Origin of the sequence: Luteibacter sp. 22Crub2.1, assembly GCF_900167995.1 — a bacterium.
Lineage (GTDB): Bacteria > Pseudomonadota > Gammaproteobacteria > Xanthomonadales > Rhodanobacteraceae > Luteibacter > Luteibacter mycovicinus.
Map to the genome: position 1 here is coordinate 173,396 of NZ_FUYT01000009.1, position 18,121 is coordinate 191,516.

Consider the following 18,121-nt stretch of genomic DNA (forward strand, 5'->3'; position numbering starts at 1 on the left):
CGTGATATCGGAAGGCGCTTTGAGTCCCTTCACGAATTCGACAAACCGGCCCACCAACTCCGTCGTCTTTTGATGCGCCGTCGCCGCTCGCGGCGGGCTGATATGAGTCTGCGTCGCCGGAGCTTCAGCCACGGCACCCTGGAAAAGCCCAGCCACCGCTAGCCCCGCAGCGGCCGTCAAAGTCACCTTCTTGTTCGCCATACCGAGCACCTCGTCAATCCGTAGGGCGGGTACATCGACCCGCTTGAGGAGTCGGCTCGTAAACCGCCGATCCTCGTAATACCTGATCTTGTCGCACTTCACCGGATGCGGGATACCCTCGAACAGGATCACCTCTTTGTCCGTCCCCATCGCCTTCAGCTCCTGCGGCAGCATCAACGCCCGACGCTCGTCCGAATGGCTGACTGAGCGCTCACGCCCCTTGCTGACGCTCTCCTTGCGCACCGTCGTATAGCCGAGCATGTCCGAATAGTCGTTCGCGTCCTGCTGCTCCCGGGGCGCGTAGATGATCTGCATGGCGTGGTTGGTGATGATCGTCCGCGAGACGTCCTTGCCGTAGGTCGCATCCAGCTGCGCCATGCTCTGGATGATCGGCAGCAGGCGGATGTTGTAGCCGGCCATGTACGACACGGAAGACGCCAGGATCTCCACCTTGCCGATCGACGTGAACTCGTCCATTAGCAGCAGACACTGGTGCTTGAGGTCAGGATTGTTCTGCGGAAGCTCCCTGGTGTTGACGTTGATCAGCTGGCTGAAGAACAGGTTGATGATCAACCGGCTCTCGGCGAGCTTGTTCGGCTGAATGCCGATGTAGATCGTCATGCGCTTCTTGCGCACGTCCGTCAGCAGGAAGTCATTGTCGCTCGTGGCCGCGTCCAGCACCGGATTGATCCAGGCGTTGAGGGGCTCCTTGAACGTACCCATGATCGACGCGAAGGTCTCTTCCGCCTGGGACAGCAGGTTGGCGAAGGCACGCTTCGCTTCCCGGCTCAGGAATGTCTTCTCCGACAGCCCACGCAGATACGCCCGCAGATCCCGACCGTCGCCCGAGGACAAACGGTACACCTCGCCCAGGGTCGGGAAGCGCAACGACTCCCTGGCCACGTTGAGCCGCCACTCCACGTCGTAGTTCTCGAAGAGGTACAGCGTGAACGCGGTAAAGGCGTTGCGTGCCTGGCTCACCCAGAACTTCTGGGCGTCGTCACCATCGGGGTACAGCATCGCCGCGATCGACTGGATATCCGAGATCCGGAACGATGGCTTCGGTGAGACGTAGCTCAGCGGATTCCAGCGATGCGTGCGCCGGTCTTCGGCGAACGGGTTGAACAGGTAGATCTCCTGCCCCTGTGATCTGCGCCATCCACTGGTCAGGTCGAAGTTCTCCTGCTTGATGTCCAGGACCACCATGGATTCCTGGTACTCGAGCAGATTGGGGATGACGACACCGACGCCTTTGCCCGAGCGCGTCGGCGCCGCGAGGATGACGAACTGTTGGCCGGAGAGGCGAACGAGCTGGCTGCCGAATTTGCCTACAACAATTCCGTTCGGGGATTTCTTAAGAAGGCCAGCCTTGGCGAGATCTGATCGGCGGGCGAAACGGGAGTCGCCGTGGAGCGCGAGTGGCTTCGTCTTGAGCAGCGGGACGAGTATGGCGATCCATGCGGCGAGCGGGACGATGAAGCCCACGGCACCGGCGAGCTGGATCTTCCAGACGTAGGGGGCGTATTGCGGCAAGGCGATCGCTTGCCAGTAGAGCCACCAGAGGTTCCAGGTGAGCTTGGTCTGCACGCCGATGAGCGTAAGGGTGAGGAAACCTGAGAGGTAGAGGGCGCCGGCGACTGCGGCGAAAAGCAGGGTCAATCCTAGACAGAACTTGGCCTTCCAATGCACTCGCTGGAGCTCCTTGCGATGGGAGGCGCGGAGGATAACGAGGCAGCAAAAAAACGCAACAGGTTATTGAATCAAATAAAAAATTGAGAATCTGGGACATCGGGAAAACAACGATAGATCCTACCGCCGCGTGTAAAGAGCTGAGATACTCTCTGTCATGTGGGGGAAGCACCATCACGCTCGGCTCTGGATGCCACGAAGCGACGCGAGGGCGAGCGAAACATCGACCCCGCGCGTAGACGGAGAGGCGCGCTGCGGCACCGACGGCTTCCCGACTAATTTGGACAAGGCAGCAGCCTTGCTGGCTCATTCGAGCGGCAATGACGGTTGGCAGCTCATAGGCAGAGGGTAAAAGGGATCGATGGCCACTGAACTTGAATGGGACGAGCTCCACCAGCGCCTCGTGACAACAGAGATCGTCTGGCTCAAAAAGCTGTCCAGAAATGACTGCTCTTGGGCCGATGCGCCGAAGGACCTTCACCAGGCCGGGTTCTACGTTCCGCGCGATGCGCGCGCAGGCGACTTCTTTCCTCAGCTCACCAACCGAAATCCGTCCAAGCCTCATATCTTCGAGGCGGAGATCCAGACGGAATGGCTTGGCAGCGACGAGCAGAGACTGTCCCGGCTCGTGCACTACTCGAATAAGGGCCACGAGACTCACGTAACTCGCGTGCCGCGTGAGGAATTCAGCGGCCTGACTCCGGCTTCGCTGCTCATATGCGGGCGTGTGGGGATGTACGAGGGCACGGCGGCTTACTGGTTTGCCATCGTCGATTCGGCTTCTGAAGCTGCATCGATCCTTGAGTCCGTCTTCGATCTGGGCGTCGGTTTCCACAACGGTTTCTTTAAGCCCGAGGAATATCTTCGTGCGGCGCGCGACGCCACCGACATTCTGATTGAGGAACTGAGGCTGGCATTGGCAGAGGGCACCCTGGATCGCTACGTCGCAGGCGCAGCTACGCTGCCTTCGTCTGACAGGCTTGCGTCGCTTGCTCAAGCGGAATACCTCAACGAGCGCAAGATCAGTGCATTGAACCCATTCACGCTCGCCTGCCCCGGCGATGCCGTGATGGAGATCAGCCGCGATGTCGAGTATCGCCTGTATAAGGCTGCGGAAATCCGCCATCGCGCAGGCGACGTGCTGCGGATACTGACAAGCGGAGCGCACCCGGACCTTGCTTCCGCCGTAGTGCGCGGATATCCAGAGCTGACCGCGACGTTCCTCAGCGCGAGCCAGCACAGGAAGTCCCGCGCCGGCCGTTCGTTCGAGAACCACATAGCACGTCTGCTCGAGGATGGAGGCGTCGCCTTCAAGGCGCAGGCCGTCACCGGTGGACGACGCCCCGATTTTGTGATGCCTGAGGCTTCAGCGCTCCGAGGACCCGCCGCCGCTAGCGCCATCGTCCTTTCGGCAAAGACAACGCTACGGGAACGCTGGAAGCAGATTGCTCTCGAACGGTTCGATGCGTCGTTGTTTCTGGCGACAGTAGACGACCGTATTTCGAGCGACGCGATCAACGACATGGCTACCCAGCAGATCTGCCTGGTGGTCCCCGAGTCCCTTAAGAAGGCGAAAGAGACCGATTACGGCGGAAAGGCCAACGTGATCACCTTCAAGGAATTCTTCGAAGTGGAGGTTCTTGCCAAGCGCAAAGACCAGCTCCTTGGGCGCCCGAAGGTCTCAAGCCTATTCTAAGGTCTCAGCATGTGAGACGACGGCCGGTTAAGTTCAGTGGGCTCAGGTTTTCGCACGTGGCGGCGGAGGAATTTTACCGTGACTCTCTGGGTCAAATGAGTGATACTTCGTCACGCATTTGTCCCCAGGAGTTTCAGCGTGAGTAACGATTCCCAAGACTTGGCCCTGCTGACCAAACTCCTTGAAATTTACGATCAAAAGCAAATTGCCGGCTTTCTGAACGAGGTTTCCCCCAACCGCTGGTGCAGGGAGACCATAAATCGCTGGATGAACGGCAAAGCTTCACCGACCCTTAGTGTCCCCGAGCATCGCGCGCTCGAAGACCTTCTGCCCAAGCCGATGCGCAAAGGCCAGCCTGAGTTCGACTTCATTGACCTTTTCGCGGGAATCGGCGGCATCCGTAGAGGATTTGAGGCTGCTGGTGGCCGCTGCGTTTTCACCAGTGAATGGAACGAGCACGCAGTCCGGACCTACAAGGCCAACTACCACTCCGATCCCGCGGTGCACAGCTTCAACACAGATATCCGGAAAGTCACACTAAGCGAAGACGAGTCGATATCTGAGGAGCTTGCCTACGAACACATCCGGAAGATGATTCCGGACCACGACGTCTTGCTTGCTGGCTTCCCCTGCCAGCCCTTTTCGATTGCCGGCGTGTCGAAGAAGAATGCGCTCGGTCGTGCGCATGGCTTTGAGTGCAAGACGCAGGGAACGTTGTTCTTTGACGTCGCGCGCATCATTGCGGCCAAGCGACCTGCGGCATTCGTTCTCGAGAACGTCAAAAACCTGAAGAGCCACGACAAGGGACGCACGTTCAAGGTCATTACAGAAGCACTTGATGAACTGGGATACGAAGTCGCGGACAGCGACATCACGGGCTCAGACGACCCCAAGATCATCGACGGCAGTCACTTCGTGCCGCAGCACCGCGAACGCATTGTTCTTGTCGGTTTCCGGCGCGATCTCAATGTGCACGACGGATTTTCGCTAAGGGAAATCAAGAAGCTCCTACCGAAAAAGAGGCCGCAGCTGGGCGACATCCTCGACAAGACCGTTGACGATAAGTACATCCTCACCCCCAAGTTGTGGGAGTACCTTCACAACTATGCAATCAAGCACAAGGCAAAGGGCAATGGCTTCGGCTTCGGCCTGGTAAACGAGACATCCGTAACCCGGACGTTATCCGCGAGGTACTACAAGGACGGCTCGGAGATCCTTATCGACCGCGGCTTCAACACAACGAAGCCCGTGAACGAAAAGGCGAACCTGAAGAATCGACCAAGGCGTCTTACGCCTCGTGAATGCGCTCGCCTGATGGGATATGACAATCCCAACGAACAGTCCTTCAAGATTCCCGTGTCAGACACGCAGGCGTATAAGCAGTTCGGTAACTCGGTAGTCGTGCCGGTCTTCGCGGCTGTGGCCAAACTGATGAAGCCACGCGTGCTTCAGGCCGTCCAGAAGAAGCAAGCCACGGCCTCACGTGACTGACGTCCACTCATCCGATCAGCGCGCTCGAAATATGCGCGCCATTCGGGCGAAGAATACCGCGCCGGAACTGATCGTCCGGCGCACACTTCATGCCGCGGGCTTTCGGTTCCGCATTCACGCGAAACATTTACCTGGAAGCCCGGACCTCGTGCTTCCGAGGTATCGGACCGCAATCTTCGTCGACGGATGTTTCTGGCACGGACATGGGTGTGCGATGTTCAAGGTTCCGAAAACGAGAACCGACTTCTGGATGGGGAAAATCCGTGGCAATAAGGCTCGCGACCTCAAGACAGAGTCGCTACTGGTCGAACAGGGATGGCGGGTATTCCGCATCTGGGAATGCGCCCTGAAAGGGCCCGAAAGGATCGACTCAGACGTGCTTTTGTTACAATTTACTACCTGGCTCACGTCATCTGAGCAGCTTGGCTCGATCCCTGCCGAAGGATCTCAGAGTCTTATCTAGTGCGACGCTCGAGAGATTCATAGGTGGTCGGTTCCAGTGACAAATGCCCCCAGTGCAGGAGGCAAGCAAGTGCACGCTTCCCCTCCTCATTTATGCGCAACCCGTTGTTGACCTCGTAGATAAAGCTCCAATCTATCGCGCTCTGGGTCCGATAGAAGGCGCGTTGACCGCTCTTTTCTCCGCGCGTCGAGAGATTTACGCCTTCGACGAAGACGCGAGGCGACAGCCAGACGGCCAGCCATACCCAATTTTCGCGAAGAGCCACATCATCAAGCCAGCGGACGGGCGATTCTGCATCGACCCACCTAGGTGCGACGAGGATAACGTGAAGGGTGCGCACATTGAGCCGTGCGAGCGCGTGCATAGTTTCTACATGTGGCCGCTCGTCGACCCCGAAATATTTGTACTTCCCGCGCGCGGGATACTTACGTTTCAATTCAACGCAGGTAAGTTGACCGTCGGGAGAGAGAACCAATGCATCGAGGTCACTTGGATCACGCCCCAGATGAGTAGAAATAATTCCGTTAACTAAGCGCCGCTTTAGTGACAAGGAACGCCTTTCTTCCGGCGACATGTACCGACCCAAGTAATTCAACGCGGGCTCCATATCATCATAGCTTGCCCGAATCATGTTCCTTACTTCGCGTGGTTCCTGACCACTTAACAAAGAAAGCAGCAACGACAGCGAAGAAGATGGGCCCCACATGCCGCTGACGTATGCGCGCGCGGAGAAGTCGTTTGAAACCACGTCAAAGCTGGTACAGATAACGCTCTCTTCCATGCCATTCGCATGTGAGCTGATACGGTCGCAAAGCGAATCATCAGCGGCGCACCACGGCGCTAAGTCTTCGACAAAGCGAATCCAATACCTGCAACCCCGTGCGTCGTGGCAGACATACCATCCAAGCGCCAGTGTCAGTTCAGAAGACCATGTAATTTCGCGTAAGCGACGCTCGAATCCATGCTCGAATACGAATGAATCAACGCGCTTCCGCCCTTCAGCGAGCAGCTGCGACCGAAAGTCGTTTTCAGATTCATGCCGCCATTCGCCGCTCGCAAACCTGTTGCATACGACTGAAAGCGGAAAACGAGAAACATTAGAGAGCGAGGAGTCCACGAGGCAATCCTTGTCGGCGGCCACCCCCTTTTGGCGACCGTTTATAAGAATACCGAATCGCCTTACGCGCCGTAAGGGATATCTCAAACGACGTCCCACCAGATTTGAATAGCGCCCCGGTTTCGAGTTCAATCCCCCACGAGAAGGAGATTGGACGTGAAGAAGCGTTTTTCCTAAGAGCAGATCATCGGCTTCCCGCGGGAGGCCGAGGCCGGCATGCCGGTCAAGGACTTATGCCGTAAGCACGGCTTCAGCGAAGCCTCGTACTACCTATGGCGAAGCAAGTTCGGCGGCATGAGCGTGCCCGAGGCCAACCAGCTGAAGGACCTGGAGTCGGAGAACGGCCGCCTCAAGAAACTGCTGACCGAACAGCTTCTGAAAAATGAGGTCGTCAAGGAAGCGCTGCGAGAAAAATGGTGAGCGCACCGGACCGGCGCAAGCTGGTGCGCTATCTGATCGGCCAGGAGCTGAGTAAGCGCCGGTCGCTGGCGATCGCTGGCACTAGCGCAAGCGCTTACCGATACGAACCGCGAACCGAGTCCAATGTCGAACTGCGCGAGATGATCTGCGCGCTGGCGAATCGCCATAAACGCTACGGCGTCGGCATGATCTACCTGAAACTCCGCCAGGCCGGACAGATGGTCAATTACATGCGAGTCGAGCGCCTTTACCAAGAGGCGAACCTACAGGTGCGCCGACGCAAAAGGAAAAAGGTGCCCCCGGCCGACAGGCAGCCACTGCTCCGGCCCTCAGCGGCGAACGAGGTTTGGTCCATCGATTTCGTCTTCGACCGCACCGCCGAAGGGCGCGTCTTGAAGTGCCTGACGATCGTCGACGACGCCACGCATGAGGCAGTCGCCATCGAGATCAAGCGGGCGATCTCAGGTATCGGCGTAACGCGCGTCATGGATCGCCTGGCTGTCACTCGGGGTCTGCCGAAGATCATTCGCAGCGATAACGGAAAGGAGTTCTGTGGCAAGGCCATGGTCGTATGGGCCCACGAACGCGGCGTGCAGCTGCATCTGATCGAGCCTGGCAAGCCGAAGCAGAACGCCTACATCGAATCGTTCAACGGAAGGCTTCGCGATGAATGCCTCAACGAACACTGGTTCCTCAGCCTGCTGCATGCCCGGACCGAAATCGAAAGCTGGCGACGGGAATACAACGAAGAACGACCGAAGAAGGCACTCGGCGGGTTGACTCTCGCCGCTTACGCGAAACAGTTACATTGATCCTGAACTCACGATCGGACCGCTACTCAAAGCGGGGGACCTCGGACAAAGAGGAGCAGTGCGCGCACCGGCATCGCTTCGAAACCCTGACCCATGCGATGCACACGATTGACGATTGGATCCGCCCCTACAACCGTCAGCGACCCCATCACGCACTGGAGATGCCCCCCGCTGAAGCGTGTGCTTTAGCGGCCCGACCTGTGCAGGAAGTGGCGGGTCATTACAGGCGTCGATACGATAGAATGCAGAAATAGGCTTGCTTGCTTCCACTAGGTAAAGCTCAGTGAATGCACGCCGAAGCAAAGGCGTCTCGCCAAGAGTTCGTGATGCGTTGGGCGGCTTACCTTTAGGATTAAAGCCCTCACTTCGGCAATGGGTTCGATTAGCCGCCCTTTGGCCTAGACGCGACGTAAATGCCGCGATGACCCCGGTCTAGCTCTTTACGAGTGACGGAAGACGGAGGTAGTGAGCAGTTTGTGCCGACCAACGTAGCGATGCGTAGCCAGACCGGAGTCGATGCCCCACCCATCGCGCATCAACAATCGGATCGGCATGTGGGAGATTCAACAAAAGGAGCCCTCCCATGAAGCCTTCCCAAGTTTTCGCTGGCACCAGCTCAGGCACATAGCCGTGCAGGCTCCTACCGCTATCGTAGTACTCGCAGCGATCGAGCACGCTCGATCCAAGTGCCTTTTTTATAAGTCGGCGCAGCGCGGCGGGAGGCAACTTTCCTACAAAATCAACCATTGGAAGATAACCGGGACCCTCGTGCCAATTCTCAACGCTTGAATTGAGAGCGAGCTCCCACCCCTCAGGGAGAAGATGAAGTTCGCTGCTAAGCCAAGCCTCATCGACGCTACGAATCGGGACTTGGAAAACTACCCTCTCGTCGACCGGACTCTGCGGGCGATACCGATACTTCGAGAAGCTCAAGACGAGGTCGTCACCTGCAAATTTACGCAGGCGTGAAACGATACGTATCGGGTGATCCTTCCAGCTCGTCAAACCCTTATTCCTGAGAGCATCTGATAAGTCTTTAGAGCAAATACGTCGGTCATGCCCGCAACAAAATCCGTGATTAGGTGCAACCTTGCAAACCACTCATCCCGATCATTACATCCTGTTCCTGCAGACATGATGTACGACCGGATGTGCTTTTCTGGCAAAAGGGAGACGAGCTTCCCGTGCACCGCCATCTTTGCCATTCGCCTTTTGTCCCTCTGCTTGGGAACCAGAGGCTGGAGCATCTCATGAATGACTGGCTCCTTCGACGCGTCATAGATTAAGCAAGCAACTTCGTCGCGCTTGAGGTCGAGCAACGCCTCGAATGAACCCAGAATCCCCTTGATCGCAGCCAAGCCCATTAATTCCAACTCAACCGATGGACGCCTGCCGTACAGAATTGACTGCACAGTTCCACGAATTCCATCGAGTAAGAAACGAGCATTAGGAGATTCTTCAGTCAACCCCCTGCACTCACCCGCGAAGACTTTTTGGTGGTTCACAAAATACGCTTCAGAAAGCTCGTCGACGAGATACCTGATCAGACGAGTCCTGAAGGAAACGGTTGGATCTACTTCAGTGCGATGTTCTTCAGCCTTGGCCCTAGCCTCGTCGACCAAGGTAAGTACGACATCGTTACCCTTAACGCGCTCGCGCAAATCGTCGACAAACGTCTGGTGGGTCAAATATCCCTTCTCGATCCCATCCTCAATGTCGCTTAGGCAATAAGAAATGTCGTCAGCCGCCTCCATAAGATACGCCAGAGGAAAACGGCATCCTTCGCCCAACTCCAAAGCGTCGCGAACTTCGTCCCACCGATGCGCGTCCGCCAAGAATATGCCGGCCTTCTTCCGAAGCGGATTGGTCTCCCCTAATCCGCCATCACCGACATCAACACCGCGTGGATCGCAAGGGTACTTGACGGTTGCCGCAATCTGGGCGGGAAGAAGATTCATCCCATAGTCGTCTATACCCGCCAGACGAGTGATGATTCTGAAGCCTTGCGGATTTCCGTCAAAGTGAGTGAAATCTCCGCCGCGCATCAACATGTCATCGTTGTCGCAGTCCAACACCGACGCATATTTCGACGCAATGGAACTGAACCAGTTGACGATTGCCGCCTCGCCGAAATGGCCGAACGGGGGATTCCCAATATCATGCAGTAAACAGGCCGTCTCGACCATATTCGGGATGGCCAAGTCACACTGATCGTCTATTCCGTAATGCTCCCGGAGCTTTGCGGTATTGACGCGATCTAGAAACTTTGTCGCCAAGAATCGTCCGACATGAGCAACCTCAAGCGAATGTGTAAGCCTTGATCGAATGGCCGCATTTTCCTCTAAGGGAAAAACCTGCGTCTTCCGCTGAAGTCGCCTCCAAGCGGCAGAGTAAAGTACACGCCCCCTGTCGCTCTCAGACTCCTCGAGGATGTTCAACGCGCCTCGCGAGCTTCCCCGCAAACGCTTCTTAGCAAGAATCCTTCCGTAATTCTCTTCCACGGCTTCAGTGACCTGATCAGTGACGCGGTTAATACGTATGCGCTGAGCGAATCCAGAGCGCTTATTATCGCGCGTAAGTCGATTCCATCACCCGCACTTCGAATACCCACAATTCAAACAAGTCTGGCACCCGTCCATCAGCACCAGCGCCTGCGTATTGCACTTGGCACAAAGGGTCGCGCCGGCCGGGAATCCGGAAGCATTGGTGTGTGAGGCGGCCTGGCTGTCGCCAGCAGGGCTGGCTCCTACCGAAGCCGCGGCAGCCGAGGTGGCCGACGCGGCGGCAGCGGCCGGCTTCGCATTGGCATTCTCATAAGCCGCACGCTTCTCGGCGATGAGCTTGCGCGTCGCCTCACTCATCTCGGGATCGTGGATCAGCCCGATCGACTTCATGTGCGTTTCGATCACGCCGCCGATCTCGGCCACGATGCTGGGCATATATACGCCGCCGGCCTTGAAGTAGCCGCCGCGGGGGTCGAAGACGGCCTTGAGCTCTTCGACGATAAACGTCACGTCGCCACCCTTGCGGAAGACGGCGGACAGGATTCGGGTAAGCGCCACGATCCACTGGAAGTGGTCCATGTTCTTCGAGTTGATGAAGAGCTCGAAGGGGCGGCGCTGTTCGTGCTGAGTACCGGCGTTCAGGACGATGTCGTTGACCGTCACGTACAGCGCGTGCTCGAAGAGCGGCGACTTGATCTTGTACGTGCTGCCGACCAGGGTTTCCGGACGCTCGAGGCTCTCGTGCATCTGGATGACTTCGGCGACCGGCGCAACCTCTTTGACGGGTGCGACGACGGGGGCCGGAGCGGCCTTGTCTTCGGGCTTGACGACGTTATAGCCCTTGATCTTCTTGTCGATCTTGATCGCCATGATCTTCTTCTCTTCATGTGCTGGTTATCCGGCCCGGCGCGTACGCCGGGCCGGATGGGTACTACTTACTTACGACGGCCACGAACGGCGGACTTGCGTGCCGACGTACGACCGGTCTTGCTGGCAGTGGACCTCTTGACGGCCGTAGCCGCTTTCTTGCCAACCGCCTTGCGAGCGGTCGTCTTGCCGGCGGCCTTGGCGGCCGTCTTCTTCGTTGCGGGGCGGCCGGCGTTCCGGCGAACCACCTGGGCGGCGGCCTTCTTGATGGCCTTGCGGGCGCCCGATGCGACCTTGACGACGCGAAGGCCAGCCTTCTTTGCGGTCTTACGACCGGCAGCTACCTTCTTCGCGACGCGACCAGCGGCCTTCTTCGCGGTCTTGCGACCGGCAGCGACCGTCTTGGCGACCCGACCCCTCTTGGCGGCAGCCGACTTCGCCGGACGACCTGGCTTCTTCGCCGCGGCCGACTTGGCCGGACGACCCGGCTTCTTCGCCGTGGCCGACTTGGCCGGACGACCCGGTTTCTTCGCCGCGACCGACTTGGCCGGACGACCGACCTTCTTCGCGACAGCCTTCTTGGCCGATGTCTTCTTGGCAGCGACCTTCTTCACGGCAGCCTTCTTGGCGGCGGTCTTCTTGGCCGGAGCCTTCTTGACCGCAGCCTTCTTGGCGGCAACCTTCTTCACAGCGGCCTTCTTGGCGGCGGTCTTCTTGGCCGGAGCCTTTTTGACCGCGGCCTTCTTGGCAGCGACCTTCTTCACGGCAGCCTTCTTCGTGGCCTTCTTCGAAGCAGCCTTCCTGGTGGCCTTCTTCGCAGCCACCGGGGCAGCCTTCGCAGGAGCCTTACGGGTGGCCTTCTTCGCCGCCTTCTTGGCCGGGGCCGGAGCCTCGACTTCGACCGGAGCAGCTTCGACGACCGCAGCCTTCGGCTTGCGGACGGCCGGCTTGCGCGGCTTTTTCACAGCGGCGACCGGCGCCGGCTCATCAGCCACCGGGGTGACTTCTTCGTCGTGCTGGACAGCCGTGTCGCTCGACGGCGTCGGCGCAGTGGCTTCGATCACCTTCTTCGCGACGGGCTTGCGCTTCACGACCTTCTTGGCGACAACCGGTGCAGCAGGCGCAACGTCAGCGGCGACTTCCGTCTCCGCTGCCGGCGTGCTGTCGGTATCGATGGTATCGACCGAGGGCAGCTCACCCTCGACGATCTGGTTTTCACTCGACATACGTATTCCCTCTCCGCGGGGTCAGAACTTACCGTAATAGCCTTCCTTCAAAGCATCGAAAAGGTTCGCGGCGGTGTGCATTTCACCGTCGTATTCAACCTCGTCGTTACCCTTCAGTTCGACAACGCTACCGTCTTCCAATTCGAAGCGATAGAGGGTGTTCTCAAGGTCAGTCTCCTTGACCAGTACGCCCTGGAACGCGGCGGGGTTGAACCGGAAGGTCGTGCAACCCTTCAAACCCTGCTTATATGCGTAGAAATAGATGTCTTTGAAGTCTTCGTACGGGTAGTCCGTCGGGACATTCGCGGTTTTGGAAATGGACGAGTCGATCCACTTCTGCGAGGCCGCCTGGATGTCGACGTGCTCTTTCGGGCTGATGTCGTCGGCGGCGACGAAGTAATCCGGGAGGCGGGCCTTCGGGTCGTCGGAGTACGGCATGGCGTCCCCGTTGATGAGGGCGCGGTAGGCCAGCAGCTCGTAGCTGTAGACCTCGACCTTCTCCTTCGACTTCTTGCCTTCGCGGATCACGTTACGCGAGTAATGGTGCGCGAAGCTGGGCTCGATGCCGTTGGAGGCATTGTTGGCCAGGCTCAGCGAAATGGTGCCGGTGGGCGCGATCGACGAGTGGTGGGTGAAGCGCGCGCCGGTCTCGGCAAGGGCGTCGACCAGCTCGGGGGCGACCGAGGCCACGCGCTGCATGTAGCGCGAGTACTTCGCGTGCAGGGCGCTGCCCTTGATGGTCTGGCCGACTTTCCAGCCGTCCTTCGCCATCTCCGGGCGCTTGCGCAGCATCTCGGCGGTGACCTCGTAGTCCTGCGCGAGGATCGGGGCCGGGCCCTTTTCCTTCGCCAGTTCCAGAGCGACTTCCCAGCCGGCAATGGCCATCTCACGCGACACTTCGTCGGTGAATGCCACCGCGTCGGCGGCGCCGTAGCGCATCTTCAGCATGGTCAGCGTCGAGCCGAGGCCGAGAAAGCCCATGCCGTGGCGACGCTTGGAGAGGATCTCTTTCTGCTGCTGCGGCAGCGGCAGGCCGTTGATCTCCACCACGTTGTCGAGCATGCGGGTGAAGACGCGGACCACCTCGCGGTACTCCTCCCAGTCGAACTTCGCCTTCGGGCCGAACGGATCGCGCACGAAGGTGGTGAGGTTGACCGAGCCGAGCAGGCACGAGCCATACGGCGGCAGCGGCTGTTCGCCGCAGGGGTTGGTGGCACGGATGTGCTCGCACCACCAGTTGTTGTTCATCTCGTTGACGCGGTCGATCAGGATGAAACCCGGCTCGGCGTAGTCGTACGTCGAGACCATGATCATGTCCCACAGGTGCCGCGCGCGGATGTGGCCGTAGATCTTGCAGGCGACCAGGCCATCCTCACGGGTGACGTAGTTGTCCTTGGTCGGCCACTCGCGCCAGACCACCTTGGAGGCGTCGGCGAGGTCGATCTCGTGCTGTTCCTTGATGTGTACCGGGAACACGGTCGGCCAGTCCTGGTCGTTTTCCACCGCGTCCATGAAGCCGTCGGTGATCAGCAGCGACAGGTTGAACTGACGCAGGCGTCCGTCTTCGCGCTTGGCGCGAATGAACTCCTTGGCGTCCGGGTGGCTGATGTCGAACGTGCCCATCTGCGCGCCGCGTCGGCCGCCGGCCGACGAGACGGTGAAGCACATCTTGTCGTAGATATCCATGAAGGACAGCGGGCCCGACGTGTGCGCGCCAGCGCCGGACACGTAGGCGCCACGCGGGCGCAGCGTCGAGAATTCGTAGCCGATACCGCAGCCGGCCTTCAGCGTGAGGCCGGCTTCGTGCACCTTCTCGAGGATGTCATCCATGGAGTCGTGGATGGTGCCCGAGACGGTGCAGTTGATCGTGGAGGTGGCCGGCTTGTGCGCGAGGGCGCCGGCGTTGGACGTGATGCGACCGGCGGGAATGGCACCGCGGCGCAGGGCCCAGAGGAAGCGCTCGTACCAGTGGGCGCGCAGCTCGTCGGTGGCTTCCACGTCGGAGAGTGCGCGGGCGACGCGCTGGTAGGTGCCGTCGACCGAGTCGTCGACGGGAACGCCCGACTTGGCCTTCAGCCGGTACTTCTTGTCCCAGATGTCGTACGAGGCGGGCTGAAGCGGAATGGCCGCGGTCTCAAGCCCCATGGCTTGTGCACGTGAAGTGCTCATGTATGTGTCGTCCTCGTGTCTCGGCTTCTGTAGGCCGTGTTATTGGGCTGTCGTCGGCCCCACCGTCGCTACCCCTCCCCCCGGAGTTGCAGCGACCATCCTTGCCACCCTCGCCCGGCGGCAAAAATGCCTTGGAGGACGAAGGTTTGTAGCTTGAACCTGATGATCCGCAACACCAGCACTTGGTAAATAGCGAACAGAGGAACACAAGATGTTGTGGTTGCGACCGGTGGGAACCTTAACCCCGGAGGGGGGCGATGTAAAGTGTCATCGGCGCGCGTCTCACTGTTTGAAACCCGGCGACACGAATGTGGTCGAAAGCGGCGATCCACGTGCGCGGAGCACACAGCCAAGGAGTTCGTTCATGCCCGTATACACACCCCGGCGCTCGCCGATTCTGTCCCTCGGTGCCGCCCTGGCGATGGCCCTCGCCTCGCCCGCGTTCGCCTCCCTGCCACCGGCCGTCAACGGCGAGCCCCTGCCCTCGCTGGCACCGATGCTCGCGAAGGTGACGCCGGCCGTCGTCAACATCTCGACGAAAACGCGCGTGCGGGCACGCGACCCGTATTTTGACGACCCGCTGTTTCGCCAGCTGTTCGGCAACCAGGGCGTGCCACGCGAACGCGTGGAGCAGAGCCTGGGTTCGGGCGTGGTGATCGACGCGGCGAAGGGCTACGTACTGACGAACAACCATGTCGTCGGGGGCGCGGACGATATCACCGTGACGCTGCAGGACGGCCGAGACTTCAAGGGAAAACTGATCGGCAGCGACCCGGATACCGACGTGGCGCTGCTTCAGATCACTGCCGACAAATTGCAGGCGCTGCCGATCGCTGACTCTTCTCAATTGAGAGTGGGCGATTTCGTCGTCGCCGTCGGCGATCCGTTCGGGCTCGGTCAGACGGCGACGTCTGGCATGGTCTCCGCGCTGGGACGTTCGGGCCTGGGCAAGGGCTTCCAGAACTTCATCCAGACGGATGCCTCGATCAATCCCGGCAATTCCGGCGGTGCGCTGGTGAATCTGCGCGGCGAGCTGGTCGGCATCAACTCGATGATCTTCACGCCGTCGGGCGGCAACGTCGGCATCGGCTTCGCCATTCCCACGGACCTGGCGACAGGCGTGATGAAGCAGCTGCTCGCGTACGGGAAGGTCCGTCGCGGAAACCTCGGCGTGGAGGTGCAGGACCTGACCCCGCGTATCGCCGCCGCATTGGGGGTGAAGGACACCACCGGCGCGGTGGTCACGCAGGTGAATGCGGGATCGCCTGCCGATGGCGCGGGGCTGCAATCGGGTGACGTGTTGACGGCGATCAATGGGAAGCCGGTGCGGAGTTCTCAGGACGTGCGGAATGCGGAGGGTTTGTTGCCGCTGGGCGCGAAGGTGACGTTGTCGGTGAAGCGGGAGGGGGCGTCCAGAGACATCGAGGCCACCATTACCGCGCCGCGACTGACCACGCTGGATGGCGGCAAGGTGGACCGGCGGCTGAGCGGGGTGACCTTGAGCGACCTCACGGCGGAGCAGAAGGCCGGCGGGCTGTTCGGTGTGGCCCTGACCGGAGTGAAGCCCGGCTCGGCCGCCGATCGCGCCGGACTGAAGGACGGCGACATCGTCGTCGGCATCGGCCAGCGGAAGATCGTCTCGGTGAAGGGGCTGCCGGTAGGGGTGCCGATTCCGGGACAGCTGATGCTGACGCTCGTGAGGGACAACGCCATCTACTACGCCGTCCTGTAGGAGCGCGCCCCGCGCGCGACCCGGTTTCACGAGGAATTTCAAGGCCCCGCCTTAAAAGACGTCGCGCGCGGGGCGCGCTCCTACAGGTGTGGCTGCCCCGACAGCCTACGTTCCGTTTCCCCTCGGCAGGATGCTGAATGACGCCAATGGTGCGCGCGGGCCCGCCTTAGCCCACAATGGCGCCCCATTGCCCAACCCCGCTTCCGTCCCGAGGTTCTTGCCGTCCATGTCTCTTCGTCTTGCGCGACTGTTCACCGCCACGCTGATCGGCCTCAGTGCCTCCGCCACCGTATTCGCCGCCGGCACCCAGTTGGTGTGGCGCGGTGACATCACCACCGCCCGCGGCGTGGTTACCGATGTCGCCAAGGCCTGGGAGAAATCCGGCAAAGGCAAGATCGAGCTCCAGCCGTTCAACACCGCCTCCGGTATCGACGCCGTCGCCAAGGGCACGGCGGACATCGCCGGCTCGGCACGCCCGGGTATCGGCGGCGCCGAGCAGTCGCTGACCTTTACGCCGGTCGCGTGGGACGCGCTGGTCATGGTCACCTACCCGTCCAACCCGGTGAGCAACATCACGCTCATGCAGTTGCACGAGATCTACATGGGCAAGATCACCAACTGGAAGGAGCTCGGCGGCGCTGACCAGCCGATCAATCTCTACGCGGTGGCGAGCCCGGGCGACGGCGTGGAATACAGCCTGCGCAAGCTGCTGTTCGGTCGCGGCAACCAGCCGGTCGCCGCCCCGCGCCTGTACGTCAACGTCGCCAAGCTCGAAGAGGGTGTGACCCTCGACAAGCAGGGCCTGGGCGCCACGACCCTCGCGGGCGCCTCCTCGAACAAGAAGGTGAAGATCCTCTCGATCGACGGCGTCACGCCCTCGATGTCGACGGTCGGCAGCGGCGCGTATCCGCTCTACACCGAGCTGTATCTGGTGTCGAACGAGACCAGCCCGAAGGCCGCCGACGTCAAGGAATTCATCAGCTTCGTCACCTCCAGCGCCGGTAGCTCGCTGCTCCGCTCGCACAGCCTCGTGCCGTATGCCGATGGCGCTTCGCTGGCCTCCAACGACGCCGCCCGTCGCGCGAAGATCGCTTCCACCGTCGGCACGCGTGCCAACGTGGGTCAGGCGATGACTACGCCGACCGTGGCTGCTGCCGCTACCCCGGCCGCCCAGGTCGCCAAGGAAACCGCGGTCGCCAAGGCTCAGGTCGCTGGCAAGGGCGCCAAGGTCGCGAAAGAAGCCAAGGGCTCCGTCGCCTCCACCACGGCCGAGCCGTCGCAGTTCGCACGCGTCGTCGCCAGCGTCAGCACCTCGGCACACGTCGGCTTCGCGGGCGTCCGTTCGGAAGCCGTCACGGTCTCCGACAACGCCAAGGTCGGCGGCAAGTTCGCCAAGGTCACGGCCGACGCCGTCACGGTGAAGGGCAAGCAGGTCGCCAAGCCGGCGGCTCCGGTCGATGCGACGGAGAAGTCGACGAAGGTGGAAACGCCGAAGGTCGCCGAAGCGGCACCGGCGGCGAAGCCGGCCGCTGCCAAGCCGGCCGCGAAGGAAGTCGCCAAGGCTGAGAAGAAGCCTGCCGCCGCGTCGCGCACCTACAAGGTGTCGGCTGGCGACACGCTCTACTCGATCGCCAAGAAGAACGCCGTCGACGTGAACCAGCTTCGCGCGATGAACGGCCTGAAGGACAACAATGTCCATCCGGGTCAGGTGCTGAAGGTCGGCGCCCGCTAAGC

The 18,121-nt window shown here is 60.3% G+C and carries 12 protein-coding genes and 1 pseudogene; 7 read left to right on the top strand and 6 right to left on the bottom strand.

Going from position 1 to position 18,121, the window contains the following annotated elements; genetic code table 11:
• Positions 1-216: 216 nt before the first annotated feature.
• A pseudogene (locus B5X73_RS11470) lies at positions 217-1,860 on the bottom strand (type IV secretory system conjugative DNA transfer family protein); the annotation flags it as partial.
• 391 nt (positions 1,861-2,251) lie between these two features.
• Between B5X73_RS11470 and B5X73_RS11475 the strand changes: the two are divergent.
• The 3 genes from B5X73_RS11475 to B5X73_RS11485 all read left to right on the top strand — a co-directional run bounded on the left by B5X73_RS11475 (position 2,252) and on the right by B5X73_RS11485 (position 5,540).
• Positions 2,252-3,586, top strand: coding sequence for a type II restriction endonuclease (locus B5X73_RS11475; RefSeq protein ID WP_079521801.1), 1,335 nt, complete (start codon positions 2,252-2,254; stop codon positions 3,584-3,586).
• A gap of 138 nt (positions 3,587-3,724) precedes the next feature.
• Complete coding sequence (dcm, locus tag B5X73_RS11480; RefSeq protein ID WP_079521802.1) at positions 3,725-5,077, top strand: DNA (cytosine-5-)-methyltransferase; 1,353 nt, start codon at positions 3,725-3,727, stop codon at positions 5,075-5,077.
• 31 nt (positions 5,078-5,108) lie between these two features.
• The gene (locus B5X73_RS11485) at positions 5,109-5,540 is read left to right on the top strand and encodes a very short patch repair endonuclease (protein ID WP_254857279.1); all 432 of its coding nucleotides are present in this window, start codon (positions 5,109-5,111) and stop codon (positions 5,538-5,540) included.
• On the opposite strand, the gene B5X73_RS20665 is transcribed toward B5X73_RS11485, so the two are convergent.
• On the bottom strand, positions 5,533-6,657 hold the full coding sequence (locus B5X73_RS20665; RefSeq protein ID WP_139382753.1) for a hypothetical protein: 1,125 nt from the start codon (positions 6,655-6,657) through the stop codon (positions 5,533-5,535). The two genes, B5X73_RS11485 and B5X73_RS20665, sit on opposite strands and share 8 nt — an antisense overlap.
• Positions 6,658-6,873: 216 nt before the next feature.
• Here B5X73_RS20665 and B5X73_RS11500 point away from each other — a divergent pair.
• Positions 6,874-7,889 (top strand): IS3 family transposase gene (locus tag B5X73_RS11500; RefSeq protein ID WP_254857277.1). Its coding sequence is split into 2 segments (ribosomal slippage): positions 6,874-7,069 and positions 7,069-7,889, totalling 1,017 coding nucleotides; the frame shifts between segments, so codons are not numbered across the junction.
• Complete coding sequence (locus B5X73_RS21520; RefSeq protein ID WP_079521806.1) at positions 7,886-8,143, top strand: integrase core domain-containing protein; 258 nt, start codon at positions 7,886-7,888, stop codon at positions 8,141-8,143. Before B5X73_RS11500 ends, B5X73_RS21520 begins: the two co-directional genes overlap by 4 nt.
• A gap of 747 nt (positions 8,144-8,890) precedes the next feature.
• Here B5X73_RS21520 and dgt read toward each other — a convergent pair.
• The 4 genes from dgt to B5X73_RS11535 all read right to left on the bottom strand — a co-directional run bounded on the left by dgt (position 8,891) and on the right by B5X73_RS11535 (position 14,655).
• Positions 8,891-10,390: a dGTP triphosphohydrolase gene (gene dgt, locus B5X73_RS11515; RefSeq protein WP_176167820.1), complete on the bottom strand. Its 1,500-nt coding sequence runs from the start codon at positions 10,388-10,390 to the stop codon at positions 8,891-8,893.
• 87 nt (positions 10,391-10,477) lie between these two features.
• Positions 10,478-11,263, bottom strand: a complete 786-nt coding sequence (locus B5X73_RS11520) for a TSCPD domain-containing protein (RefSeq protein ID WP_079521809.1) — start codon at positions 11,261-11,263, stop codon at positions 10,478-10,480.
• 65 nt (positions 11,264-11,328) lie between these two features.
• Positions 11,329-12,486 carry a hypothetical protein gene (locus B5X73_RS21030; RefSeq protein WP_176167821.1) on the bottom strand — a complete coding sequence of 386 codons (1,158 nt, stop codon included), beginning with the start codon at positions 12,484-12,486 and terminating at the stop codon, positions 11,329-11,331.
• A gap of 21 nt (positions 12,487-12,507) precedes the next feature.
• On the bottom strand, positions 12,508-14,655 hold the full coding sequence (locus B5X73_RS11535; protein WP_036116092.1) for an adenosylcobalamin-dependent ribonucleoside-diphosphate reductase: 2,148 nt from the start codon (positions 14,653-14,655) through the stop codon (positions 12,508-12,510).
• Between the two features lie 364 nt (positions 14,656-15,019).
• On the opposite strand from B5X73_RS11535, the gene B5X73_RS11540 reads away from it, so the two are divergent.
• A complete protein-coding gene (locus B5X73_RS11540) occupies positions 15,020-16,387 on the top strand; it encodes a Do family serine endopeptidase (RefSeq protein WP_079521810.1) in 1,368 nt (455 codons plus the stop codon).
• A gap of 226 nt (positions 16,388-16,613) precedes the next feature.
• A complete protein-coding gene (locus tag B5X73_RS11545; protein WP_079521811.1) occupies positions 16,614-18,119 on the top strand; it encodes a LysM peptidoglycan-binding domain-containing protein in 1,506 nt (501 codons plus the stop codon).
• The last annotated feature ends 2 nt before the right edge of the window (positions 18,120-18,121 follow it).

What these genes read in the sequence shown, in the direction of transcription:
- B5X73_RS11485 (WP_254857279.1), top strand. Translation starts at nt 5,109, where the DNA reads ATGCGCGCCATTCGGGCGAAGAATACCGCGCCGGAACTGATCGTCCGG.
- B5X73_RS21030 (WP_176167821.1), bottom strand. Translation starts at nt 12,486, where the DNA reads ATGTCGAGTGAAAACCAGATCGTCGAGGGTGAGCTGCCCTCGGTCGAT.
- B5X73_RS11545 (WP_079521811.1), top strand. Translation starts at nt 16,614, where the DNA reads ATGTCTCTTCGTCTTGCGCGACTGTTCACCGCCACGCTGATCGGCCTC.
- B5X73_RS11535 (WP_036116092.1), bottom strand. Translation starts at nt 14,655, where the DNA reads ATGAGCACTTCACGTGCACAAGCCATGGGGCTTGAGACCGCGGCCATT.
- B5X73_RS11520 (WP_079521809.1), bottom strand. Translation starts at nt 11,263, where the DNA reads ATGGCGATCAAGATCGACAAGAAGATCAAGGGCTATAACGTCGTCAAG.
- B5X73_RS11475 (WP_079521801.1), top strand. Translation starts at nt 2,252, where the DNA reads ATGGCCACTGAACTTGAATGGGACGAGCTCCACCAGCGCCTCGTGACA.
- B5X73_RS11540 (WP_079521810.1), top strand. Translation starts at nt 15,020, where the DNA reads ATGCCCGTATACACACCCCGGCGCTCGCCGATTCTGTCCCTCGGTGCC.